Raw genomic sequence first — 22,916 nt, 5'->3', positions numbered from 1 at the left:
GTGGGCGGCCCTGCCGAGTCCACGGTTTTCGTGATTAGGCTGGGACTGGGCACGTCACGAGTATCCGCGAGCGGGTGGTGCGTGGCCCAGGGGCTCCGGGGGGACAACCCGGCATATCGGATGTTGCGAAGGGTCGCCCCAGCACGGCATGAGCATGAGGGTGCTCGACCACACCAGGAGGAATTGTGAGCAGCGATCGGGACGGGATCCGCGGGGGCTGGGCCACACCCGGCGATGACCAGCCCGACGACGAGTCCGCCATCGAGATGACGGGCGAGTTCACGATCGACTACGCGCCGCCGGCCTGGTACACGCAGAACTCGTCGGGCGCCTCCGCGCAGGCGTCCCCGACGCCGACTCCGGCGAGCGGTACGGCCACGCCGCCGCCGCCTCCGCCGTTCCCGGTGCCGGCACCGCCCGACAACGCCGGCTGGGCGCCCTCGGCGGCGGTTCCAGACGACGAGGACCCCGAGAGCGGCGACCTCGTGAGCGGCGCGACCATGCGGATCTCCTCCGCCGCGCTGAAGCGGGAGATCGCGGAGCGGGGCGCGGCGACGGACGCCACGTCCGAGCAGGAGCCCCCCGAGACTCCGACCGCTCCGGCCCCAGCCCCAGCCCCAGCCCCAGCCCCAGCCCCAGCCCCAGCCGAGGCTTCCATGGGCGACGAAGGTTCCGTCGAAGGCGCCGATGGTGCCGGAGGCGCGGCTGCCGGTGACTCGGAACCGGGCTCCGGGGAGCGGGAGTTCGAAGGCGAGGCGCCAGACGCTTTGATTCCGGCTGATGACGAAGCACCGGAGAACGGCGACACCGAAGGCACCGACGCCACCGAGCCGAGCGCTGAAGGCGAGGACGGCGCGGTCGCCCACGCAGACACGGCGGACCCGTCGGACTCCACGGGCGACGAGAGCGCGGACGAGCCCGCCGACGACTCGGCCAACGCCCCGGCGGACGAGCCGAACAACATCGACGCTACGACGCCCACATCCACGACCACCCCCTCGCCCGAGGACGACTCCCCCCAGGGAGCCGATCCGGAGACGGGCGCCCCCGCCGACGTCCAGGCCGTTCCGCCGGCCTGGACTCCCCCGCCGGCCCCGCAGAGCGGGGTCCCGCCGCTGCCGCCGTCCTACCAGCCAGCCGCCCCGGCACCGGCCGACCAGTGGCCGGCCCAGCCCCACCCCCAGGCTCAGCCGCAGCCCGAGCCGGCGAACGCCGCCGCACCCCAGCCGCCCGTCGCGCCCCCGGCCCAGCCGCCGTTGCCGCCCCAGCAGCAGCCCCCGTTCCAGCCACAGGCACCACAACCGGCCCCGGCCGCCTGGACCGCCCCGCCCACACCGGCCCCGCCCCAGAGCGGCTACGCCTATCCGCAACCGCCCGCCCCGAACGCCCAAGGCGGCTACGCCTACCCCCCGGCACCCGCACAACAAAGCCAGCCGGTCCCCCCGCCCAACCAGCAGGGCGGCTACGCCTACCCGCCGCCCCCCGCACAACAGGGCCAGCCGGTCCCCCCGTCCAACCCGCAGGGTGGCTACGCCTACCCGCCCGCCGCCGCCCCCCAGGCCGACGCGCCCAGCGTGCCCCCGCAGGGCCCGCCCCCGGTCGCCGCGGACGGCCGCCCCGGCTTCCCTCAGCAGTCGCAGCCGGAGTTCCAGGCCAACCCGCAGCACCAGCCCCAGCCCGACGCGGCTCAGCCCCCTCACCCGCAACCCCCGGTAGACCCCCGCACCGGCGCCGCCTGGCCCCAGCCCATACAGCACGATCAGCGGCAGCCGACCAACCCCGGTGCCGCGCCGCTGGGTTACACCGCCGCCGTGGAGCTGTCGTCGGACCGGCTGCTCAACAACAAGAGGCAGAAGGCGAAGAGCGGGCGGCCGGGTGTCGCGCCCTCGCGGTTCAAGCTCGGCGGCAAGAAGGAAGAGGCCGAGCGGCAGCGGAAGTTGCAGCTGATCCGTACGCCGGTGCTGTCCTGCTACCGGATCGCGGTCATCAGCCTCAAGGGCGGTGTCGGCAAGACGACGACCACCACCGCGCTCGGCTCCACCCTCGCCACCGAGCGCCAGGACAAGATCCTCGCGATCGACGCCAACCCGGACGCCGGCACGCTCGGCCGCCGGGTGCGCCGCGAGACCGGCGCCACCATCCGCGACCTGGTCCAGGCGATCCCGTACCTCAACTCGTACATGGACATCCGCCGGTTCACGTCCCAGGCGCCCTCCGGTCTGGAGATCATCGCCAACGACGTCGACCCGGCCGTCTCGACCACGTTCAACGACGAGGACTATCGCCGCGCGATCGACGTGCTGGGCAACCAGTACCCGATCATCCTCACCGACTCCGGCACCGGTCTGCTCTACAGCGCCATGCGCGGGGTGCTGGACCTCGCCGACCAGCTCATCATCATCTCGACGCCGTCCGTGGACGGTGCGAGCAGCGCGAGTACGACGCTGGACTGGCTGTCAGCGCATGGGTACGCGGACCTCGTCTCGCGCTCGCTCACGGTCATCTCGGGTGTGCGCGAGACCGGCAAGACGATCAAGGTGGAGGACATCGTCAGCCACTTCGAGACGCGTTGCCGGGGTGTCGTGGTCGTGCCGTTCGACGAGCATCTCGCCGCCGGCGCGGAGGTCGACCTCGACATGATGCGGCCCAAGGTCCGGGAGTCGTACTTCAATCTCGCGGCCCTGGTCGCCGAGGACTTCGTCCGCCACCAGCAGATGCACGGCCTGTGGACGAGCGACGGCAACCCCCCGCCGGTGGCCGCCCCGCCGATGCCGGGCCAGCAGGGATACCCGGGACAGCAGCAGTACCCGGCTCCCCAGCAGTACCCGGGCCAGCAGACGCCCCCCGGCCAGCCGTACCCGGCCCAGCCCCAGCCCGGCCCCTACCCGCAGCAGCCCCCGCCACCCCAGCTCTACGGCCAGCAGCCGTACCTGCAGCACCCCGGCGGCCAGGCCTCACCTCCGCCCCCGCCCGCTCCCCCGCAACCCCCTCAGCAGTAACGCCACCCGAACAACGCGAAGGGCGGCCGGTGCTCACAGGCACCGGCCGCCCTTCGGCGTCGTAGGAGCGAAAGAAGCTACTCCGCGTCCGCCGAGATCAACTCACGGCACCGCTTCACGTCCTGGGCCATCTGCTCCAGCAGGCCCTCCAGCGACTCGAACTTCGCCTGCCCGCGCACGAACGCGAGGAAGTCCACGGCGACGTGCAGGCCGTAGAGGTCGAGGCCGACGCGGTCGATGGCGTACGCCTCGACCGTGCGCTCGGTGCCGTCGAACTGTGGGTTCGTGCCGACGGAGATCGCGGCCGGCATGGCCTCGCCCTGGGCGTGGAGGTAACCGGCGTAGACGCCGTCCGCCGGGATCGCGGTGTGGGGCAGGGTCTCGACGTTGGCCGTCGGGAAGCCCAGTTCACGACCGCGCTGGGCGCCGCGCACCACGACACCCTCGACCCGGTGCGGGCGGCCGAGGATCTCGCGGGCGCCCTCGACATCGCCCTCGGCGACCAGGCGCCGCGTCAGTGTGGAGGAGAAGGGCTCGCCGCCGCCCGCCGCACCGCTCACGTAAAGATCCACCACCTCTACCTCGAAGTCGTATGTCCTGCCCTGCTCGATCAGGAAGGCCACATTGCCGGCGGCCTTGTGGCCGAAGCGGAAGTTCGGGCCCTCGACGACCGCTTTCGCGTGCAGTTTGTCCACCAGGACCTTGACCACGAAGTCCGCCGGGGACAGCTTCGAGAACTCCTTGGTGAAGGGCAGGATCAGGACCGCGTCGACCCCGAGGTCGGCCATCAGTTCGGCACGGCGGTGGTGCGGGGCGAGCAGCGGGGGGTGGCTGCCGGGGCGCACGACCTCGCTGGGGTGCGGGTCGAAGGTGACGACGACGGAGGGAACGCCCAGCTCGCGCGCGCGTTCCACGGCGTGCCGGATGATCAGCTGGTGTCCGCGGTGGACCCCGTCGTAAGAACCGATGGTGACGACGCTGCGCCCCCAGTCCTCAGGGATGTCCTCCAAGCCACGCCAGCGCTGCACTGTGACCGCTCCTCATCGAACCCGTGTCCGTATATAGACCTGATGTAGACCTGTGTCATTGACCTCTTGCGCAGGTCTAAGGGTGCCATGCCGGGGGCTCGCGGCCCGCATCGGCCTGAAGGCTGTGACCGGGCGCACGTACGAAGACGGCTATGCCGGAACTCCCACCCCGGCCAGGTTCTCGATCATGCGCCGGGTGCTGGGCCCGACCACCGCGGCCCAGTCCTCCGGGGTGTCGGCCAGCCAGCGGGCCATCAGCGTGGCGAAGCCGGGCACCTCGCGGCCCAGGTCGACGAGCCCGCGGTCGAAACGGGTCGCGCCGGCGGGGGTGCGGACGAGCAGCCGGCCGGTCCGGTGGACGAGGTCGCGGATCTCGTCGTCGTCCCGCCGGCCGGCCGCGTGCAGCAGGGCGTCGAGTACGGCGGGGTCGTGCTCGTGCGCGAGCAGGAACTCCAGGAGTTCGCGGCGCAGGGGGCGGGAGGCCGGGGTGCCGGGGGTGGCGAGCACGACCGCGAGGGCGGTCCTGACCGGCTCCGGGCCGCCGTCCAGGAAGCCGGTGACCAGAGGGAGGAGGACGGACCGGGCGGTGGGGCCGTGGTCGAGGCGGCGGTCGACGTAGACACCGAGGTGTGCGGCCGTCTCCGGCCACCGTACGACGGTCTCGCGCACCAGAGCGGCGGCCCGGCGGGCCAGTGCCGGGGTGGTGACGTCGGCGAGGGTGCGGACCGCCTCGCCCGCGTACGGTCCGTGCAGCCGGGCGCGAAAGGCTTCGAGGACCGGCTCGGGGTGGGTGGTCAGCGCGGCGGCCAGCGCGCTCGGCGGGAACTGCGGGTCGCCGGACGCGAAGTGGCTCAGCGCCTGCGGGAGATGGCGGGCGCGGGTGCGCGGATCGCGGACGAGGAGGGCGAGCGCGCCGCCGTGCAGGGAGCGGTCGGCGGGGCGGGACAGGAGGAACTGGGCCGCGTAGCGCAGGAGTTCACGGTCGGCCTCGGTCCGCACGTGCGGGGCGGCCCGCAGTCCGTACGCCACCGCCGCCACCCGCCGGGCCGGCCGCTCGTCGTGCGCCCACCGGTCCACGGCCCGGCACACCGCCGACGGCTCCTCCTCGGCCAGTACCGCGAGGAGTTCGTCGGCCCGCCCGTGCGCACAGCCGACGAGCACCTCCGTCAAGTCGTCGAGCGCCCGCCGCCGATGCGTGTGCAGCAACGCCTGCGCGGCCGTCGCCACGGTCGCGTGCGGGGTGGCGGGCAACGGCCGCTCGTCGTCGAACCACCGGGTGAGCAGCGGCTGTACGGCGGCGGGGGCGGCGGCGAGCAACTCGGCGGCGGTGTCCAGGAATCGAGGTCCGGTGCTGTCCTGCGGGGGGCTGTCGGCGAGAACGAGCCGCCGCAGCAGCTCGAAGCGCTCGGCCTCCGGCAGACGCAGTGAGGCCCAGAAGTCCGGCCCGAACTCGCTTGGTACGGCGTCCTGTTGCCGCCTCCGTGCCACCAACTGGTCGGCCAGCAGCCGCAGCGTTCCGCCGTACGGCGTCGCGTCGGGCACCCGCGACAGCACCTCGGCGAGCAGCCGCGCGGCCCACCAGGAGTGCGGATCGGCGTCCAGGGCGTCCACCAACTCAGCCAGCCGGAGGGCGAGTTGCGGGGTGGCCAGGAGGAGCAGAGCCTGTACGACGGGGCCGATGCGGTGGTGCGGTACGGGGAGGGGGTGGCCGGCCTGTCGGGTGCTGGGCCGGTGCACCAGGGCGCGCAGGGCCTCGTCGAGGTCGAGGTGCGTGCCCTGGATCCAGTCGGCCAACTCCTCGTGGGCAAAGCGGTATCCGGTGCCGGCCGGCACGAGGAGGCCCTCGGTGAGGACGGCGGACGCCCACCCGGTACCACCGCCGAGCCTCGCGGGCGCGGGCCCCCACGGGAACACCGCCTCGAACGACTCCCGGTCCAACTCCCCCTGCCCCGGCCCGAGACTACGCCGCGCCGCCTCGTGCACCTGCCCGGCCACCCTGGCGGCAAGCCGTCGTACGGCGGTGCCGCGCAGCCCGTTCTCGGCGGCGAGGCGCACGGCGACGCGGAGGCACATGAGGTCGAGGTAGGCCGAGAACACGTCGTCACGGTGGAGTTGGGCACCGGGTGCCGCGGGCAGCGCGGCGAGCACCTCGGAGAGGAGGCGGAGAGCGAGGGGGTGACGGGCGTCGGCTTCGGCGAGGACGCCCTCCGGGATGCGGTAGGCGGCGCGGGCCAGGCGGGCTTCATCCGAGCCCAGGTCACCGAGGTGAACGCAGGCCGGAAGCACCGCCCCGGGGGCTGCGCCCCCAGACCCCCCTTCGGCCTGAACGGCCTCGTCCTCAAACGCCGGACGGGCTGAAAAACGCGGACCGGCGTCGGCAGGCACGGGCGCCCCGGAGGGAACGGGACCAGCCCTGCCGGCCACCGGCACCCCGCAAGGGCCCGGACAAACCTCGTTCCCCGCAGCCGCCCCGGAGACAACCCGACCAGACCAGCCAACCGCACGCGCCCCAGAAGGAACGGGACCAGCCTCGTCAGCCGCAAGCACCCCGGCTTGGACCGGACTGGTCCCGTCACCCGCAAGCGCCCCGGAAGGACCCGGACCAGCCTCATCCGCCGCAAGCGCCCCGGAGCCGACCCGACCAGCCCCGCCGCCCTGAGCCACCCCGGAACGGGCCGGCCCAGCCCCGTCACCTGTGGACGCCCCGAAGGAAGCCTGACCAACCCCGTCAACCGCAGCCACCCCGAAGGGAACCGAACCAGACCCGCCGTCCCCAACCCCTCCAGAGCGGCCCGGGCCAGCCGCATCACCCCCAGGCACCCCAGAGCGGACCGAACCAGCCGCATCACCCCCAACCACGCCCGAGCGGCCCGGACCAGCCCCACCCCGCCCAACCACCCCCGAAGCAAACCCGGCGTACAGCAACTCCCGCGGAAACCCCGCCCCTTCCCAGTACTCAGCCCGACACCCCACCACCAACCGCGCCCCGCTCCCCCGCAACCACTCCCCCGTCCCCCGAGTCCACTCACCCCGCCGATGAGCCAGCACCGGTGGCATCTCCTCGGGACCGTCGAGCAGTAGCAGCAAGGGCCGGCCGGCGGCGCGGGCGGCGCGGGCCAGCCGTTCTGGGCTCATGTCGCCGAGGCCGTGCGGAAGGGCGGCGGAGGCGGCCAGGATGCGGGCCGCCCGGTCCAGCGTCCTGCGGGCCGCGTCCGCCACCGAGCGGTCGTCGTCCCGCAGGTCCGCGCCGCGCAGCCACAGCGTGGGTGCCGGTTCCGCGCCTCCGTTGCGCCGGGCGGCGAGCGCGGCGAGTTCCGTCGTACGGCCGCTGCCCGGGGGTCCGACGAGGCCGAGTACGGCGGCCGGGCCCGCCTCGAACGCGGCGAACTCCCTTGCCACCGACGGCCGTTCGACGGGCGTCGGCACGTATGAGCCGTCGCGGCTGGGGCCGAAGCAGCCCGCGAGTGCCCCCGGGGGCCCGTCCGATCCCACCGACGTGGCCGTCAGTTCCAGCACACCCGCCAGATTGAGGTCGGCGCCGTACGCGGGCACGGTCGCCGCGTTGCGGGCCAGGAGTTCGGCCAGGGGTCCGTCGGCCTCGGTCGAGCGCAGGGGGACCGCGAATCCCGTGTCCCGCTGGCCGGATCGCAGTGCGGTGCCGAGGACGCCGACCACCGCGCCGGTCGTGGCGTCCAGGACCGGACCGCCGGCCGCTCCGCCGCCGAGCCGCAGCGCGTCCCGGCCCGCCGTGCCGATCGCCAACTCCACGGCGTCGTCGAGGAGATGGAAGCGGTCGGTGGCCGTGTAGGTGACGGGGGTCGCGCCCAGGACTCGGGCCTCGCGCCAGCAACCCGCGGCGATGCGGACGTATGTGCCGGTCTCGACGCGGGACCGCACGGTGACGGGCAGCGGGTCGACGCCCAGGCCCTCGGTGCGGACGAGGGCCAGGTCGAGGTCGGGCAGCGGGGTCACCGCGTCGGCGGTCACGAGGCAGGTGCGGTCGTCGGCGGCGTGCAGTACGAGCCGGGGCAGTCCGTCGACCGCTTCGTGGCTGGTGATCACCGTGCCGTGGTGGTCGGCGACGAATCCGGTGCCGCGTGGGCGGCCTGCCAGGTCGCGGATGTGTACCAGTGAGGCGTCACCGGCAGCGGGCTCGGCGCCCTGTGCCGCTCGCTCTTCCCGCGTACGACGGCCACCGCCCGTCCGCGGGCCACGTCCCGCCATGGTCGAACCTCCACGCCGTACACCTGCCCTGTGTTCGACGGTAGGCGTGGCGTGATCGGCGGGACAGATCGCGTGATGAACGCGCCCCCTTCCGCTCCCTCGGTTCACTCCGAGCGCCTGCCCAGGCGGGTGAATAGAAGCGGAGGGTTGGATACACCCTAGGGGTGGGGGAACCGAGGGGGGACCGTGGAGCGGCGGGAACGTAGACCCCGTGACCGCCGCTCCACGGGCGGGACTTGGGTCCCCCCAGGAGTTATGTCACGCGAAGACGGCGAGGCTCTTCGCCTTGCCCTTCTGCTCCTCCACCAGGGCCAGGAAGCGGCCCTCCGGGTCGAAGACGCCGACCGCGCCGACGCCCGTGTACTCCTCGGGGATGTCCAGGCGGACTCCGTTGAGCAGCAGCCTCGCCCGCCGGTCGTCGACGGACCAGCGCGGGAACGCGGCGTCCGCGGCCTCGGCGATCGGCATCACGGTCAGCTCCTGCTGAAGCTGGTCCAGGGTCTTCGCGGTGTCCAGCTTGTACGGGCCGACGCGGGTGCGGCGCAGGGCGGTGAGGTGGCCCCCTACGCCGAGGTCGGCGCCCAGGTCGCGGGCGAGCGCCCGGATGTAGGTGCCGGACGAGCAGACCACCGAGACCACCAGGTCCAGGACGGGGGTGCCGTCCTCGGCGACGGCGTCCCGGATGTCGTGGACGGCGAAGGCGGAGATGGTGACGGGGCGGGCCGGGATCTCGAAGTCCTCGCCGTCGCGGGCCCGTTTGTAGGAGCGCACGCCGTCGATCTTGATGGCGCTGACCTTGGACGGCACCTGCATGATCTCGCCGCTGAGCTTGGCGATCCCGGCGTCGACGGCGTCCCGGGTGACCTTCGAGGCGTCTGACGACCCCGTGATCTCGCCCTCGGCGTCGTCGGTCAGGGTGCTCTGGCCCAGGCGGATCGTGCCCAGGTACTCCTTCTCCGTGAGGGCGAGATGCCCCAGGAGCTTTGTCGCCTTCTCGACACCGAGGACGAGCACGCCCGTCGCCATCGGGTCGAGGGTGCCGGCGTGCCCGACGCGGCGGGTGCGGGCGATGCCGCGCATCTTGGCGACCACGTCGTGCGAGGTGAAGCCCGACGGCTTGTCGACGATGACAAGGCCGTCGGGCGTCCGGGTTTTCTCGGTCATTCGGCGGTGTCGTCCTCGTCCTCGCCGGGCTTCTTGTACGGGTCCGCGTCGCCCGCGTAGGCGGCGCCCGCCGAGACCTCACGGACCTTCTCGTCGGACTGCCGTGCCTTGTCGAGGAGGTCCTCGATGGTCTTGGCGGTGTCCGGCAGGGCGTCCGCGACGAAGGTGAGGGTCGGGGTGAACTTCACGCCGGCCGCCGCGCCCACCGCGGAGCGCAGGATGCCCTTGGCGCTCTCCAGACCGGCGGCCGCCTCGGCCCGCTGCTCGTCGTCGCCGTAGACCGTGTAGAAGACGGTCGCCTCCCGCAGGTCACCCGTGACGCGGGTGTCCGTGATGGTGACGTGGGTGCCGAGCCGCGGGTCCTTGATCCCGCGCTGCAGCTTCTGGGCCACCACCTCTCGGATGAGGTCCGCCAGCCTCTTGGCACGCGCGTTGTCGGCCACTGGTCCGTCTCCTTAATAACTGCTTCAACTACTGCTTCGTGCTGCTTGCTTCAGTCTTCGTCGCTGTGGAGTCTGCGTCGAACCGAGAGCAGTTCCACCTCGGGGCGCCCGGCGACGAGTCGCTCGCAGCGGTCCAGTACGTCGGTGAGGTGTCCCGTGTCCCCGGAGACCACCGCGAGCCCGATCTCGGCCCTGCGATGGAGGTCCTGACTGCCCGTCTCGGCCGCGCTCACCGCGTACTTGCGCTGGAGTTCGGCCACGATCGGACGGACGAGAGAGCGTTTCTCCTTCAGCGAGTGGACGTCGCCGAGGAGCAGGTCGAAGGACAGAGTCCCCACATACATGTGTGTCCGGATGTCCCGCCGGTTCGGGGTATGGGCGCCGGTCTTGGACGCCGATACAGGAACCGTACACGCAACGGCCGGGGCCGATCGACGGAAATTCCTCTCCGCCGACCGGCCCCGATCGCGTGCTGTGACGATCAGCCGCGCGGCTTCTCGCGCATCTCGTACGTCGCGATGACGTCGTCGACCTTGATGTCGTTGAAGTTGCCGAGGTTGATACCGCCCTCGAACCCTTCGCGGATCTCGGTGACGTCGTCCTTGAAGCGACGCAGACCGGAGATGTTGAGGCTCTCCGCGATGACCTTGCCGTCGCGGACGAGGCGCGCCTTGGTGTTGCGCTTGACCTCGCCCGAGCGGACCAGGACACCGGCGATGTTGCCCAGCTTGGACGACTTGAAGACCTCGCGGATCTCCGCCGTGCCGAGCTCGACCTCCTCGTACTCCGGCTTGAGCATGCCCTTGAGGGCCGCCTCGATCTCCTCGATGGCCTGGTAGATCACCGAGTAGTACCGGACGTCGACGCCCTCGCGCTCCGCCATCTGCGCCGCTCGGCCCGCTGCGCGGACGTTGAAGCCGATGACGATCGCGTCGGAGCCGGTCGCCAGGTCGATGTCCGACTCGGTGACCGCACCCACGCCGCGGTGCAGGACGCGGATGTCGACCTCTTCGCCGACGTCGAGCTGGAGCAGCGAGGACTCGAGAGCCTCCACCGAACCGGACGCGTCGCCCTTGATGATGAGGTTGAGTTCCTGCACCAGACCGGCCTTGAGGGCCTCGTCCAGGTTCTCCAGGGAGAACCGGACTCCACGCCGGGCGAAGTTGGCGTTGCGCTCGCGCGCCGCGCGCTTCTCGGCGATCTGACGGGCCGTGCGGTCCTCGTCGACGACGAGGAAGTTGTCGCCGGCGCCCGGGACGTTGGTGAGTCCGAGGACGAGGACCGGGGTCGAGGGACCCGCCTCCTCCACGTTGTCGCCCTTGTCGTCGAGCATCGCGCGGACACGGCCGTAGGCGTCGCCGACCACCATGGTGTCGCCGACCCGCAGGGTGCCGCGCTGGACCAGGACGGTCGCGACGGCGCCGCGGCCGCGGTCGAGGTGGGACTCGATCGCGATGCCCTGCGCGTCCTGCTCCGGGTTGGCCCGCAGGTCGAGCGAGGCGTCCGCGGTCAGGACCACGGCCTCCAGCAGGGAGTCGATGTTCAGACCCTGCTTGGCGGAGATGTCGACGAACATCGTGTCGCCGCCGTACTCCTCGGCCACCAGACCGAACTCGGTGAGCTGACCGCGCACCTTGGTCGGGTCGGCGCCCTCGACGTCGATCTTGTTGACCGCGACCACGATCGGCACGTCGGCCGCCTTGGCGTGGTTCAACGCCTCGATCGTCTGGGGCATCACACCGTCGTTGGCCGCCACCACGAGGATCGCGATGTCGGTCGACTTGGCACCGCGGGCACGCATGGCCGTGAACGCCTCGTGACCCGGGGTGTCGATGAAGGTGATGCGACGCTCTTCGCCGTTGACCTCGGTCGCGACCTGGTACGCACCGATGTGCTGCGTGATACCGCCGGCCTCGCCCGCGACGACGTTCGTCTTGCGGATGGTGTCCAGCAGTCGGGTCTTACCGTGGTCGACGTGACCCATGACGGTCACGACCGGCGGACGCGCGACGAGGAACTCCTCGCCACCCTCGTCCTCGCCGAACTCGATGTCGAAGGACTCGAGCAGCTCGCGGTCCTCCTCCTCCGGGCTGACGATCTCCAGGACGAAGTTCATCTCGTCCGCGAGGAGCTTCAGCGTCTCGTCGGAGACGGACTGCGTGGCAGTGACCATCTCGCCGAGGTTCATCATCACGCCGACGAGCGACGCCGGGTTGGCGTTGATCTTCTCGGCGAAGTCGGTGAGCGAGGCACCGCGCGACAGACGGACGGACTGTCCGTTGCCACGAGGCAGCATCACACCGCCGACCGACGGGGCCTGCATGGCCTCGTACTCCTGGCGCCTCTGCCGCTTCGACTTGCGACCGCGACGCGCGGGACCACCGGGACGACCGAAGGCGCCCTGTGTGCCACCACGGCCACCCGGACCACCGGGACGACCACCGAAGCCGGGACGGCCACCGCCACCACCGGCGGGAGCACCCGGACGGCCGGCGAAACCGCCGCCACCGCCACCGGGACCCGCGGGACGACCGGCGAAACCGCCACCGCCGCCACCGGGACGACCGGCGAAGCCGCCGCCGCCACCGGGACGACCGCCGCCGCCACCGGGACCGCCGGGACGACCGCCGCCACCACCGGGACCACGGCCACCGGGGCCGCCACCGGGACGGGGGCTACCGGCAGCGGGACGCTGCGGCATCATGCCGGGGTTGGGACGGTTGCCACCGGGGCCACCGCCCGGACGCGGAGCGCCGCCCTGCGGGCGGGGCATGCCGCCCGGGGTGGGACGCGCGCCGCCCGGAGCACCGGGACGGGCACCGCCCGAAGCGCCCTGGGGACGGGGACCGCCCTGACCGGCACCCTGCGGACGCGGAGCGCCGCCGGGGGCACCACCCGGGCGGTCGCCGCCCGGACGCGGGGCACCGCCGGGACGGGGCGCCGAGGGGCGCGCCATGCCGGTGGAGCCGCCGGAGGTGAAGGGGTTGTTGCCCGGACGGGGACCGGCCGGACGGGCACCGGGGCGTGCGCCCTGGCCGCCCGGGCGGGGTGCGCCGGGACGTTCGCCGCCACGCTCGGGGCGGTCGCCGCGACCCTGGCCGCCCTGGCCGGGACCGGCCGGACGAGCACCGGGACGCGGAGCCTGGCTCGCCGGACGCGGGGCGCCCGGACGGGGGCCGGAGCCGCCGGTGGAACCGTTGGAGGCAGGGGCGGCGGGGGCCGCCGGAGGTGCGGTGAACTCGGGCGCGGTCGGCGCCGGCGAGGCCGGGGCGGGCCGCGGCGCGGGCCTCGGGCCCGGACGGGGACCACCGGTGGAGGCCGGAGCGGCCGGTGCGGCGGGAGCCGCGGCGGAGCTCTCGGCGACGGCCGGCTTCGGGGCCGGCGGGCGCGGGGCGGCCGGACCCGGACGGGCGGCCTGCGCGGAAGAGGGGGCTGCCGGCCGTGCCGGGGCAGCCTTGCGTGCGGGGGCGGGCTTGCCGCCTCCGCTGCCCTGCTGGAGGGCGTCTGTCAGCTTGCGTACAACGGGCGCCTCGATCGTCGAGGACGCCGAACGGACGAATTCACCGAGTTCTTGGAGCTTGGCCATGACGACCTTGCTCTCCACCCCGAACTCCTTGGCGAGTTCGTATACCCGGACCTTAGCCACTTCGCTCCTTTTAGGTCCGGGTGCGTCCGGACCGTCGCTACTTCATGGGCGTACTCATCGCGTGCTCATCGAGTGCTCATCGCAATCTCGACCTACTTCCAACTCGCGGAATACCGGGCCGCACGGAGGTTCCGTACGACTCGCTCTTACTGTGTTGCCTGCTCGACGTGGAGACGCAACGCCTTTGTGTCGAGCGGTCCCTGGGCACGCAGCGCCCGCGGGAACGCCCGGCGGCGTACCGCCAGGTCGAGACAGACCAGGGCGGGATGCAGATATGCACCCCGGCCGGGCAGCGTACCGCGATGATCGGGGACGCATTCGCCCTCGACCGCCACGATCCGCAGCAGTTCCTTCTTGGCCGCTCGCTCCCGGCACCCCACACAGGTGCGTTCAGGGCATGCGCGGGCTCGCGTCCGGCCAGACACTGCTAAGTCTACCTCCCCGCACCGACCTCACCCCTGCGGGGGAAGAATCGAACGGTTGTTGTCGTGATCTAAGCCACGGGCGGCTGAGATCTATTCCCCTGGCTGGTCGGACGGCTGTTCGGTGTCCGGACGGATGTCGATCCGCCAGCCGGTCAGGCGGGCCGCAAGCCGGGCATTCTGCCCTTCCTTGCCGATCGCCAGCGAGAGCTGGTAGTCCGGCACCGTCACCCGCGCGGAGCGGGCCGCGAGGTCCACCACCTCGACCCTGGAGACCCGCGCCGGGGACAGCGCGTTGGCGACCATGTCGGCCGGGTCGTCCGACCAGTCGACGATGTCGATCTTCTCGCCGTTCAGCTCGCCCATCACCGCGCGCACCCGGCCGCCCATCGGGCCGATGCAGGCGCCCTTGGCGTTCAGGCCGCTGCGGGTGGACCGGACGGCGATCTTCGTACGGTGGCCGGCCTCGCGGGCGATGGCGGCGATCTCCACCGACCCGTCGGCGATCTCCGGCACCTCCATGGCGAACAGCTTCTTCACCAGATTGGGATGCGTACGGGAGAGCGTCACGGACGGACCGCGCACACCCTTCGCGACCCGGACGACGTACGACCGAAGGCGCATCCCGTGCGGGTAGGTCTCCCCGGGGACCTGCTCCTGCACCGGCAGGATGGCCTCCAGCTTGCCGATGTCGACGAGCACGTTCTTCGGGTCGCGGCCCTGCTGGACCACACCGGTGACGATGTCGCCCTCACGGCCCGCGTACTCGCCGAGCGTCGCGTCGTCCTCGGCGTCGCGCAGCCGCTGCAGGATGACCTGCTTGGCGGTGGTGGCGGCGATCCGCCCGAAGTCGGACGGGGTGTCGTCGAACTCGCGCGCCTCCTGCCCCTCCTCCAGGTCCTCGGGGTCCTCCTTCGCCCACACCGTCACGTGGCCGGTCTCCCGGTTGAGCTCCACGCGCGCGTGGCGGCGGCTTCCCTCGGTGCGGTGGTAGGCGATGAGGAGGGCCGACTCGATCGCCTCGACCAACAGGCTGAAGGAGATCTCCTTCTCCCGCACCAGACCCCGCAGGGCGCTCATGTCGATGTCCACGGCTACGCCTCCTCTGTGTTCTCGGCGGTCTCTTCGTTCTTGTTCTTACGGTTGAACTCGACCTGGACGCGGGCCTTGACGACATCCGCGAGGGCGAGCCGCTTGGCGGTCGGCTTGCGCCCCTTCACGCCGGGCACCTCCACGTCGATGCCGTCGTCGTCCACCTCGATGATGCGGGCGACCAGCTCGCCGCTCTCGGCCAGCTGGAACCTCACCAGCCGGTCGGTGGCGCGTACGTAGTGCCGGTGTTCGGTGAGCTCGCGCTCGGCGCCGGGGGTCCCGACCTCAAGGGTGTACTCGCCCGCGCCCATCGCGTCGGTCTCGTCGAGCTTCGCGGAGAGCGCACGGCTCACATCCGCGATCTGGTCCAGATCGGCACCCGTGTCGGAGTCGACGACCACGCGCAGCACCCGCTTGCGTCCGACCGAGTCCACTTCGACCTCTTCGAGATCGAGTCCCTGGGAACTGACGAGGGGTTCCAGCAGTTCTCGCAGCCTCTCGCTCTGGGTCGTGCTCATCCGGGTGACTCCTCGGCCGCGTGTGCTGTTGTGGGTAGGGCGCGTGTCAGCTCAAAGGGTATCCGGTCCCGGAGTGTGTTGCCGCCCACCTGCGGACCGACCGGTGCCGGTGACTGCCGTCGGGCGGGTGCGCGGGTACCGTGATCACGGGCGCGCCGCCCTTCCGCCGTTTCGTTCGTACGAGCCCCCCGAGGACGATCTGCCGTGCCGTTCCCCCCACCTCCGCGCACCCTCCCGGGGCCGCGCAGAAGGAGCCTGCTCGCCTCGGCCGCCGGAACCGCCCTCCTGGTGGGCTGCTCCAACGGCGCCGACGACACCGAGAACACCGCGGGCAGCCCCTCGGCCGCCGAGCGCGCACGCGCGCGTGCGGCCTCCGACAGCGAGACCCTGCTCGGGCACTACGACGCGGTGCTCGCCGCCCACCCGACGCTGGCGGCGCGACTGGACCCGCTGCGCACGGAGGTCGTCCGGCACGCGACGGCCTTCGGGGGCGGAAGCAGTGGCTCTACGGCCACGACGTCCGCCACGGCCACCGCCTCGCCGTCCGTTTCGGCCTCCGCCGTGCCCGCGACCGAGGGCGACGCCCTCGCCGGGCTCGCCGCGGCCGAGCGGGCCCTCGCCGACCGGCGGGCCAAGGCGCTGCTCGACCTGCCCGGTGAACTGGCGCGACTGCTGGCCTCGGTGGCGGCGGCCGGGGCCGCGCACGCGTATCTGCTGACGGAGGGCACCAAGTGAGCGACGAGGAGAAGAAGGCGGCGCTGACCGCGCTGCAGGCCGCGCTCGCCGCCGAGCACGCGGCGGTGTACGGCTACGGCGTGGTCGGCGGGCGCATCCGGGAGGGCCGGCGCACGGAGGCCAAGGCGGCCTACGACGCGCACCGGGCCCGGCGGGACGCGCTCGTGCGCGAGGTGCGGGACCTGGGCGCCAAGCCGGTGGCCGCCTCGGCCGCGTACGCGCTGCCGTTCCCGGTGCCGGACTCGGCCACCGCCGTACGGCTCGCCGCCGACCTGGAGGAACGGGTGGCCGGGGTCTACTCCGACCTGGTGCGGGCCGCGACGGGCGGGCTGCGCGGTACAGCCGCCGAGGCGCTGCGGGAAGCGGCGGTCCGGGCGGTGCGCTGGCGCGGCGGGAGCGTACCCTTCCCTGGTCTCGCCGAGCGGGCCGCGACCCCCACGGCCTCGGCGACACCCACGGCGTGATCCGCACGGGGACGCAGGACGGCAGTACCGCAGGAAGGGAACAACTCGCGCATGGCTTTCGAACCGCCGCGGCGTCTGGTGAGGGCGCTCGGTGAGACGGCACCGAGCGGTGACGACTGGTTGGAGAAGCTGCCCGAGGTGGCCCAACAGGCCGTTGATCTACGCGAGTTGACCGTGGAGCGGGTCCAGGCGCCCGGTGGGCGCAGCAGCCTGGTCGTGCTGGTGCGCAGGCCCGACGGAACCCCGGCGGTGCTGAAGCTCGCCCCGCACCGGGCCCGGCCGGAGAGCGAGCGGGCCGCGCTCGCGCGCTGGGGCGGCCTGGGTGCCGTCCAGCTCGTCGAGCCGTTCGCGGCCGAAGGTGTGCTGGTGCTGGAGCGCCTGCATCCGGATGTGTCGGTGCGGTCGCTGCCGGAGGCGAAGGCGTTGCTGGAGGCGGCGGGGACCTTGCGGCGGCTGTGGGTGGAGCCGCCCGGGGATCACGCGTTCGAGACCGTGGCCGAGCGGACGGGCCGGCAGGCCGAGGCGATGCGGGGCAGCGGGGAGGAGGTGGCCTCGCTGGTCTCGGCCGCGCTGGATGCCCGGGAGGAATTGTTGGCGGCGCCGCCCGAGGTGCGGTTGCTGCACGGGACGTTTCGGCAGAGCAAGGTGCTGGCCGCTGAGCGGATGCCGTGGCTTGCCGTGGGGCCGGATCCGGTGGTGGGTGAGTGCGCGTTTGACCTGGCTCGGTTGGTGCGGGACCGGGTGGAGGATCTGATCGCCACGCCGTCGGGGGCGTCTACCACTCGGCGACGGGTGAAGCGGCTTGCGGAGTCGTTGGATGTGGATCAGGAGCGGTTGCGGGGGTGGACGTTGTTCCGGGCGGTTGAGTCTGGAGTGAGGGCGCTTCGAGTTGGGCGGCCTCGGGATGCTGAGTTGTTGCTGGAATTTGCTGGGTGGCTTTAAGGCGCGCTTTTAGGTGCGGGTTCGTTGTCGCTGGGCGCGCAGTTCCCCGCGCCCATGAAGCGGGATCACCTGAGCGTTAGTTTCAAGGCCAGGGCCGGGCAGTCCGCCGCTGCTCTGCGGGCCCTCTTGCGCGTTCGGGGTGGGATGGGGCTGCCGTCCACCAGCGGGTAGCCCCACTCGTCCAGGGTGATGTGGTCGGGGAGGATCTCCGCGCAGAGGCCGTGGGCCTGGCAGGACGTCCAGTCGATGTCTATGTGCTGGTCCATGGTCAGTGGGCCTCGTTCGGGATCGGGAGCAGGGGCGTGGGGTCGGTCGCGGTGCACAAGCCCCTTGCGTGGGCGTCGAGTTCGGCCGTGAAGGTGGTGAGGGCGCTGCGGACCAGGCGGACCGTGCCGTCGGGGTGGTGGCAGGCGCCCCGGCCCTCGACCAGGCCCGACCAACGGGCCACGTCCTGGCGGGCGTCGGCCTGGGGGCCCGGGGTGGCCAGGGTCCGGAACGCGGAGGCGATGCGCGGGAGGCCGTTGAGGCAGGGGCCGCACTGGCCGGCCGACTGGAGGGCCAAGTAGCGCAGGACACGGGCGGTTTCGGCCAGGCCGCAGCGGTCGGCTGGGAGTGCGGCGAGGACGCCTGCTCCCAAGTCGCCCGCGTCGAGCGTGCGTTGGGCTGCCTGGTCGGCCGGTATCCAGGTGCCGTGGTAGCCGCCGACGAGGATCGCCGACATGCCCTGGAGCGGCAGCAGACGGTGCAGCGGGAGGCCGAACGGGGCTTCCACGACCCGGACTTCGCGCCCCGGCACATGCAGGGTGCAGAGCGTGCTGCCCGGCTGGGCCGGGGTGCCCGCGCTGCGGAACCAGTCGGCGCCGTAGCGGGCGACCAGGGCGAGGTGGGCCAGGGTCTCCACGTTCTGGACGAGTGTCGGGGCCTTGTTCACCCCGCGTTCGCGGACCGGCGGGCGTTGGTCGCGAGGCAGCGGGGCGTTCCCGGAGACGTACTGCGCGAGCGCCGAGGCCTGGCCGGACAGGAAGCGTTTGGGGAGCCGTACGACGCGTACCGGCAGCGGGTCCTTGCGCTGGGCGAGGGCCGATTCCAGGTAGGACGCGCCGTCCTCCACAGCCAGGTGCGCCTCCCCCGCGCCGACCGCCCGGGCCGCCAACTGGAGCCCGTCCAGGACGAGATGAGGTGAGAGGCGCAGGAGGGTCTTGTCCTTGCGGCTGGCCGGTTCGCCCTCGGCGCCGTTCGCGACGACGACGGGGGCGCAGCCGGTGCGGCGGCTCGCGTCGGTGACCGCGACCAGTTTGCGGTAGGTCGGGAACGCGGCGCCTCCGCGTCCGGTGAGGCCGGATTCGGCGACGGTTCTCAGCAGGCCGTCGGGGTCTCCGTACGACAGTGGGCCGTAACGCAGTTCATGGGTGGCGAGGTCGGCCGCGGTGCCGCCGGGGGCCAGGAGGCGGGGGGACATGTAGACGTCGGTGAAGGTCGTGGTGGTCATGAGTGGGCTCCTTCGGCGGTGCGGAGCAGGGCTGCCGGGGTGCGGCGGGAAGCGCGGGCGGAGTGGGCCAGGCGGATGCCGAAGGCGGCGACCACGGCGGCCACGCAGGACACGGTCAGCCAGGTCATCCAGTCGGTGCCGGTGTCCGTGCCGATGCCGATGCCGTGGATCAGGGCGACCGGCCAGGAGGCGTAGGCCAGCCAGTGGACCGCCCGCCAGGTGCGGTGGCCGATGCGTTCCCTGAGGAGGCTGGTGACCAGGACCGCGAGCATCAGGTCGAGGGCGACCGTGCCGAGGCCGAGCCAGAGGGGCTGGTAGTCGGAGACGAACGGCACGAACGCGTCGACGACGCCGATGCTGACGTATCCGTCGACCACCGCCACCGCGATGTGCAGGGCCAGGAAGGCGGTCGCGGAGAGGGAGAGGGTGCGGTGCAGGGTGACCGTGCCGAAGCGGGGCAGGCCGGGGAGCCGGGTGCGCAGGCGGACCGCGATGCCGAGCAGGACGACGACCGTGAACAGGACGAGGCAGACGGCTCCGGTGGCGCGGTTGGCGTACCAGAGGGTTTCGGAGGTCATCGTCCCGCAACTCCCTGACTCGTCACGGGAGTTGTGGGCCAGCCCGGGGTCGTGACGACCGTGCCGTCCTGGGCGACCAGGCGGGCGGGCAGGCCGAGGCGGGTCAGCCAGCGCTCGGCGCCCGCGCCCTTGACCAGGGATGCCGTACTCGCCGCGTTGGCGTCTGCGCTCGTCGCGGCGGCGACCGAGACCGTGCGCCAGGGGCTACGGACGGGAAGGCCGGTGCGCGGGTCGACGATGTGGTGCAGCTCATGGCCGCTCCGGCGCCAGGTGCGGGCGGCGGTGCCCGAGGTGGCGAGGCCGCCGGAGCGCAGGCCGACCGTGGCGTACGTACCGTGCGTGGGCGTCTCGTCGACGGAGCCGGTGACGTCCTGGACGCGGATGTTCCAGCCGCCGGCCGGGGGCTCCCCCGCCACGGCCGTGTCGCCGCCCAGACTCACCAGGACTCCGCAGCCGGCCACCTCGGCGAGCATCGCCGCCGCCTTGTCGGCGGCCCAGGCCTTCGCCGTGGCGCCGAGGTCGAGGCGGACGCCGGCCGGGACGGTGACCGTACCGGTCGTGCGGTCGAGGTCGATCGTGCGCCAGCCCGGGGCCCGCTTGACGGTGAGCCGGATCGGGCGGTCGTCCTCGCGGACGAGGGTGAAGTCGCGGTCGTAGCCGATGGCGTTCATCGCGGAGCCGACGGTCGGGTCGACCGCGCCGTCCGTCGCCTCGGCGGCGCGCAGGGCGACCGCGAGGGCCTCGGCGAGCAGCGGGCTCACGGTGACCGGGCGGCCGGCAGCCGCGTCGAGGGCGGCGAGTTCGGAGTCGGTACGGAACCTGCTGCAGGCCGCGTCGACCTCGGCGAGGTGCCGGGCGAGGAGCAGGTTGCAGGAGTCCAGCAGGGCCGGGTCGGTGACGACCAGCCGGACGCTGGTGCCGAGGGCGCGCCAGTCGGCGGCGGCCGTGGTGCGCGGGGCGGTGGTGGCGGTGGTCATCAGGACGCCCCCGACGTGGAGTCGGTGGAGCCGCCGGAGGACGACGTCACACCGGACGAGGAGGACTGGAGGTCCGAGGAGGATGAAGAAGATGAGGACGAGGACGAGCTGTCCGTGCTGGACGTCGTGGACGAGGCGGACGGCGAGGGCGTCGCAGTCGAAGAGGCCGACGACGAACCGGTGTTGGTGTTGCTCGCCGTGGTGTCCGCGTCGGTCGACGTCTGCATCGTGCCGACCAGGGCGAACACCCCGGCGGCCGCCGCCAGTGTGACCGCCGCCGTGGCCGCCGCGATGCGCCGCCTGCCTCTGCGGACCGCCGCAGCGGCCCCACGCTCCTTGACTGTCATGGTCGTTCCCCTCCGCAGTGACTCTCTGTCACTCACTACGGTCGGGGAACGACCTGAGAGAAGTCTGTGAGGCGCCCATACGCCTCCCGAGAACTCTCTGAGAGCTTTATTTACGCGGTCGAGCTCATACAGCCAGGCGGGCGATCGCCTCGTCGACCGTCAGTTCCTCGCGCTCGCCGGTCCTGCGGTCCTTCAACTCCAGGACGCCTTCGGCCGATCGGCGGCCCGCGACCAGGATCTTCGGTACGCCGATCAGCTCGGAGTCGGTGAACTTGACGCCCGGGGAGACCCCGGCCCGGTCGTCGACCAGGACGCGCAGGCCGGCCGCGCGCAGCTTCTCCGAGACGTCCAGGGCGAGTTCGGTCTGGAGGGCCTTGCCGGCGGCTACGACGTGCACGTCGGCCGGGGCGACCTCGGCGGGCCAGCACAGGCCCTTGTCGTCGGCGGACTGCTCGGCGAGGGCGGCGACCGCGCGGGAGACGCCGATGCCGTAGGAGCCCATGGTGACGCGGACCGGCTTGCCGTGCTGGCCGAGGACGTCGAGCTTGAGGGCGTCGGCGTACTTGCGGCCGAGCTGGAAGATGTGGCCGATCTCGATGGCGCGGTCCAGCTTGAGGCCGGTGCCGCACTTGGGGCAGGGGTCGCCCTCGTTGACGACCACGACGTCGACGTACTCGCCGACCTCGAAGTCACGGCCCGCGACGACGTTCCTGGCGTGGGTGGCGTCCTTGTTGGCGCCGGTGATCCAGGAGGTGCCGGGGGCCACGCGCGGGTCGGCGATGTAGGTGACCTTGTCGCCCAGGCCCTGCGGGCCGACGTAGCCGCGGACCAGGTCGGGGCGGCCGGTGAAGTCCTCCGCCGTCACCAACTCCACGGGGGCGGGGGCGAAATGGGCCTCGACCTTGCCGAGGTCGACCTCGCGGTCACCGGGGACGCCCACGGCCACGATCTCGCCGTCGACCTTGACGAGGAGGTTCTTGAGGGTGGCGGAGGCGGGGACGCCGAGGTGGGCGGCGAGGGTCTCGATGGTGGGGGTGTCGGGGGTGGGGATCTCTTCGAGCGCGGGCACGCCGGTGGCGTCCACGGGCTTCAACTCGTACGTGATCGCTTCGGTGTTGGCGGCGAAGTCGCAGTTCGGGCAGTCGGCGAAGGTGTCCTCGCCGGCCTCGGCCGGGGCGAGGAACTCCTCCGACTTGGAGCCGCCCATCGCGCCCGCGGTGGCGGCGCAGATGCGGTAGTCGAGGCCCAGGCGCTCGAAGACCTTCTGGTACGCCTGGCGGTGCAGGGCGTAGGAGTGGGCGAGGCCCTCGTCCTCGGTGTCGAAGGAGTACGAGTCCTTCATCAGGAACTCGCGGCCGCGCAGAACGCCGGCCCGCGGGCGGGCCTCGTCCCGGTACTTGTTCTGGATCTGGTAGAGGATGACCGGCAGGTCCTTGTAGGAGGACGCCTGGTCCTTCACCAGCAGGGTGAAGATCTCCTCGTGGGTCGGGCCGAGGAGGTAGTCGCCGCCCTTGCGGTCCTGGAGGCGGAACAGCTCGGGGCCGTACTCCTCCCAGCGGCCGGTCGCCTCGTAGGGCTCGCGCGGCAGGATGGCGGGGAGCAGCACCTCCTGGGCGCCGATCGCGTCCATCTCCTCACGGACAACCCGCTCCACGTTGCGCAGAACCCGCATGCCGAGGGGTAGCCAGCTCCAGATACCGGCGGCCGTGCGGCGGACGTAGCCGGCCCGGACCAGGAGCTTGTGGCTGAGGACCTCGGCGTCCGCCGGGTCGTCGCGCAGCGTCTTCGCCATCAACTGGGACATGCGCTGGACCGGTGCGTTCGCCATGGTTCTCGTACTCCTGCCGG

19 protein-coding genes are annotated in these 22,916 nt (G+C 72.5%); 5 read left to right on the top strand and 14 right to left on the bottom strand.

All coding sequences use genetic code 11. The features are described 5' to 3' along the window. The first annotated feature begins 185 nt into the window (after positions 1 to 185). Entirely contained in the window at positions 186 to 2,999 is a 2,814-nt protein-coding gene (locus AB0M63_RS37005) for an SCO5717 family growth-regulating ATPase (protein ID WP_366022445.1), read from the top strand. A 77-nt stretch (positions 3,000 to 3,076) separates the two neighbouring features. On the opposite strand, the gene AB0M63_RS37000 is transcribed toward AB0M63_RS37005, so the two are convergent. From AB0M63_RS37000 to rimP, 9 genes are all read right to left on the bottom strand, one after another. Further along, entirely contained in the window at positions 3,077 to 4,027 is a 951-nt protein-coding gene (locus AB0M63_RS37000) for a bifunctional riboflavin kinase/FAD synthetase (protein ID WP_355919512.1), read from the bottom strand. A gap of 150 nt (positions 4,028 to 4,177) precedes the next feature. Then, on the bottom strand, positions 4,178 to 8,251 hold the full coding sequence (locus AB0M63_RS36995; RefSeq protein ID WP_366022444.1) for a hypothetical protein: 4,074 nt from the start codon (positions 8,249 to 8,251) through the stop codon (positions 4,178 to 4,180). A gap of 258 nt (positions 8,252 to 8,509) precedes the next feature. Beyond that, positions 8,510 to 9,415, bottom strand: coding sequence for a tRNA pseudouridine(55) synthase TruB (truB, locus tag AB0M63_RS36990; protein ID WP_355919506.1), 906 nt, complete (start codon positions 9,413 to 9,415; stop codon positions 8,510 to 8,512). Next, on the bottom strand, positions 9,412 to 9,858 hold the full coding sequence (rbfA, locus tag AB0M63_RS36985; RefSeq protein ID WP_355919503.1) for a 30S ribosome-binding factor RbfA: 447 nt from the start codon (positions 9,856 to 9,858) through the stop codon (positions 9,412 to 9,414). The genes truB and rbfA overlap by 4 nt, the downstream gene beginning before the upstream one ends. 50 nt (positions 9,859 to 9,908) lie before the next feature. Continuing rightward, on the bottom strand, positions 9,909 to 10,202 hold the full coding sequence (locus tag AB0M63_RS36980) for a DUF503 domain-containing protein (protein WP_019074817.1): 294 nt from the start codon (positions 10,200 to 10,202) through the stop codon (positions 9,909 to 9,911). A gap of 137 nt (positions 10,203 to 10,339) precedes the next feature. Next, a complete protein-coding gene (gene infB / locus AB0M63_RS36975; RefSeq protein ID WP_366022443.1) occupies positions 10,340 to 13,504 on the bottom strand; it encodes a translation initiation factor IF-2 in 3,165 nt (1,054 codons plus the stop codon). Between the two features lie 146 nt (positions 13,505 to 13,650). Then, positions 13,651 to 13,929, bottom strand: coding sequence for a YlxR family protein (locus tag AB0M63_RS36970; RefSeq protein WP_355919497.1), 279 nt, complete (start codon positions 13,927 to 13,929; stop codon positions 13,651 to 13,653). 90 nt (positions 13,930 to 14,019) lie between these two features. Beyond that, on the bottom strand, positions 14,020 to 15,018 hold the full coding sequence (gene nusA, locus AB0M63_RS36965) for a transcription termination factor NusA (protein ID WP_266773091.1): 999 nt from the start codon (positions 15,016 to 15,018) through the stop codon (positions 14,020 to 14,022). Positions 15,019 to 15,020: 2 nt separating this feature from the next. Next, a complete protein-coding gene (gene rimP, locus AB0M63_RS36960) occupies positions 15,021 to 15,536 on the bottom strand; it encodes a ribosome maturation factor RimP (RefSeq protein ID WP_355919492.1) in 516 nt (171 codons plus the stop codon). A 204-nt stretch (positions 15,537 to 15,740) separates the two neighbouring features. Here rimP and AB0M63_RS36955 point away from each other — a divergent pair, with 204 nt between their 5' ends. From AB0M63_RS36955 to AB0M63_RS36945, 3 genes are read left to right on the top strand one after another with little or no spacing between them, the layout of a single operon-like run. Further along, complete coding sequence (locus AB0M63_RS36955) at positions 15,741 to 16,271, top strand: hypothetical protein (protein WP_355919489.1); 531 nt, start codon at positions 15,741 to 15,743, stop codon at positions 16,269 to 16,271. After that, the gene (locus AB0M63_RS36950; protein ID WP_355919486.1) at positions 16,268 to 16,735 is read left to right on the top strand and encodes a ferritin-like domain-containing protein; all 468 of its coding nucleotides are present in this window, start codon (positions 16,268 to 16,270) and stop codon (positions 16,733 to 16,735) included. Before AB0M63_RS36955 ends, AB0M63_RS36950 begins: the two co-directional genes overlap by 4 nt. A 51-nt stretch (positions 16,736 to 16,786) precedes the next feature. Then, a complete protein-coding gene (locus tag AB0M63_RS36945; RefSeq protein WP_355919483.1) occupies positions 16,787 to 17,677 on the top strand; it encodes an aminoglycoside phosphotransferase family protein in 891 nt (296 codons plus the stop codon). A 65-nt stretch (positions 17,678 to 17,742) separates the two neighbouring features. Here the strand turns inward: AB0M63_RS36945 and AB0M63_RS36940 are convergent, their stop codons facing one another. From AB0M63_RS36940 to AB0M63_RS36925, 4 genes are read right to left on the bottom strand one after another with little or no spacing between them, the layout of a single operon-like run. After that, on the bottom strand, positions 17,743 to 17,943 hold the full coding sequence (locus AB0M63_RS36940; RefSeq protein WP_355919480.1) for a ferredoxin: 201 nt from the start codon (positions 17,941 to 17,943) through the stop codon (positions 17,743 to 17,745). A gap of 2 nt (positions 17,944 to 17,945) precedes the next feature. Continuing rightward, positions 17,946 to 19,166, bottom strand: coding sequence for an NADH-ubiquinone oxidoreductase-F iron-sulfur binding region domain-containing protein (locus AB0M63_RS36935; protein WP_366022442.1), 1,221 nt, complete (start codon positions 19,164 to 19,166; stop codon positions 17,946 to 17,948). Further along, positions 19,163 to 19,744 carry a ferric reductase-like transmembrane domain-containing protein gene (locus tag AB0M63_RS36930; protein WP_366022441.1) on the bottom strand — a complete coding sequence of 194 codons (582 nt, stop codon included), beginning with the start codon at positions 19,742 to 19,744 and terminating at the stop codon, positions 19,163 to 19,165. Before AB0M63_RS36930 ends, AB0M63_RS36935 begins: the two co-directional genes overlap by 4 nt. After that, positions 19,741 to 20,721, bottom strand: coding sequence for an FAD:protein FMN transferase (locus AB0M63_RS36925; protein WP_366022440.1), 981 nt, complete (start codon positions 20,719 to 20,721; stop codon positions 19,741 to 19,743). Before AB0M63_RS36925 ends, AB0M63_RS36930 begins: the two co-directional genes overlap by 4 nt. A 15-nt stretch (positions 20,722 to 20,736) precedes the next feature. Here AB0M63_RS36925 and AB0M63_RS36920 point away from each other — a divergent pair, with 15 nt between their 5' ends. Then, the gene (locus AB0M63_RS36920; protein WP_366022439.1) at positions 20,737 to 21,138 is read left to right on the top strand and encodes a hypothetical protein; all 402 of its coding nucleotides are present in this window, start codon (positions 20,737 to 20,739) and stop codon (positions 21,136 to 21,138) included. A gap of 54 nt (positions 21,139 to 21,192) precedes the next feature. Here the strand turns inward: AB0M63_RS36920 and AB0M63_RS36915 are convergent, their stop codons facing one another. Next, positions 21,193 to 22,896, bottom strand: coding sequence for a proline--tRNA ligase (locus AB0M63_RS36915; protein ID WP_366022438.1), 1,704 nt, complete (start codon positions 22,894 to 22,896; stop codon positions 21,193 to 21,195). Positions 22,897 to 22,916 lie beyond the last annotated feature (20 nt).

This window comes from Streptomyces sp. NPDC051576 (genome assembly GCF_040681835.1).
In the GTDB taxonomy this organism is placed as follows: domain Bacteria; phylum Actinomycetota; class Actinomycetes; order Streptomycetales; family Streptomycetaceae; genus Streptomyces.
The sequence above is the reverse complement of the archived record's forward strand: the minus strand, read 5'-3'. Positions and strand labels throughout refer to the sequence as shown.

Coding starts and splice junctions, on each gene's coding strand:
- AB0M63_RS36995 (WP_366022444.1), bottom strand. CDS start 8,251: ATGGCGGGACGTGGCCCGCGGACGGGCGGTGGCCGTCGTACGCGGGAA.
- truB (WP_355919506.1), bottom strand. CDS start 9,415: ATGACCGAGAAAACCCGGACGCCCGACGGCCTTGTCATCGTCGACAAG.
- AB0M63_RS36980 (WP_019074817.1), bottom strand. CDS start 10,202: ATGTATGTGGGGACTCTGTCCTTCGACCTGCTCCTCGGCGACGTCCAC.
- rimP (WP_355919492.1), bottom strand. CDS start 15,536: ATGAGCACGACCCAGAGCGAGAGGCTGCGAGAACTGCTGGAACCCCTC.
- AB0M63_RS36945 (WP_355919483.1), top strand. CDS start 16,787: ATGGCTTTCGAACCGCCGCGGCGTCTGGTGAGGGCGCTCGGTGAGACG.
- AB0M63_RS36940 (WP_355919480.1), bottom strand. CDS start 17,943: ATGGACCAGCACATAGACATCGACTGGACGTCCTGCCAGGCCCACGGC.
- AB0M63_RS36935 (WP_366022442.1), bottom strand. CDS start 19,166: ATGACCACCACGACCTTCACCGACGTCTACATGTCCCCCCGCCTCCTG.
- AB0M63_RS36930 (WP_366022441.1), bottom strand. CDS start 19,744: ATGACCTCCGAAACCCTCTGGTACGCCAACCGCGCCACCGGAGCCGTC.
- AB0M63_RS36925 (WP_366022440.1), bottom strand. CDS start 20,721: ATGACCACCGCCACCACCGCCCCGCGCACCACGGCCGCCGCCGACTGG.
- AB0M63_RS36915 (WP_366022438.1), bottom strand. CDS start 22,896: ATGGCGAACGCACCGGTCCAGCGCATGTCCCAGTTGATGGCGAAGACG.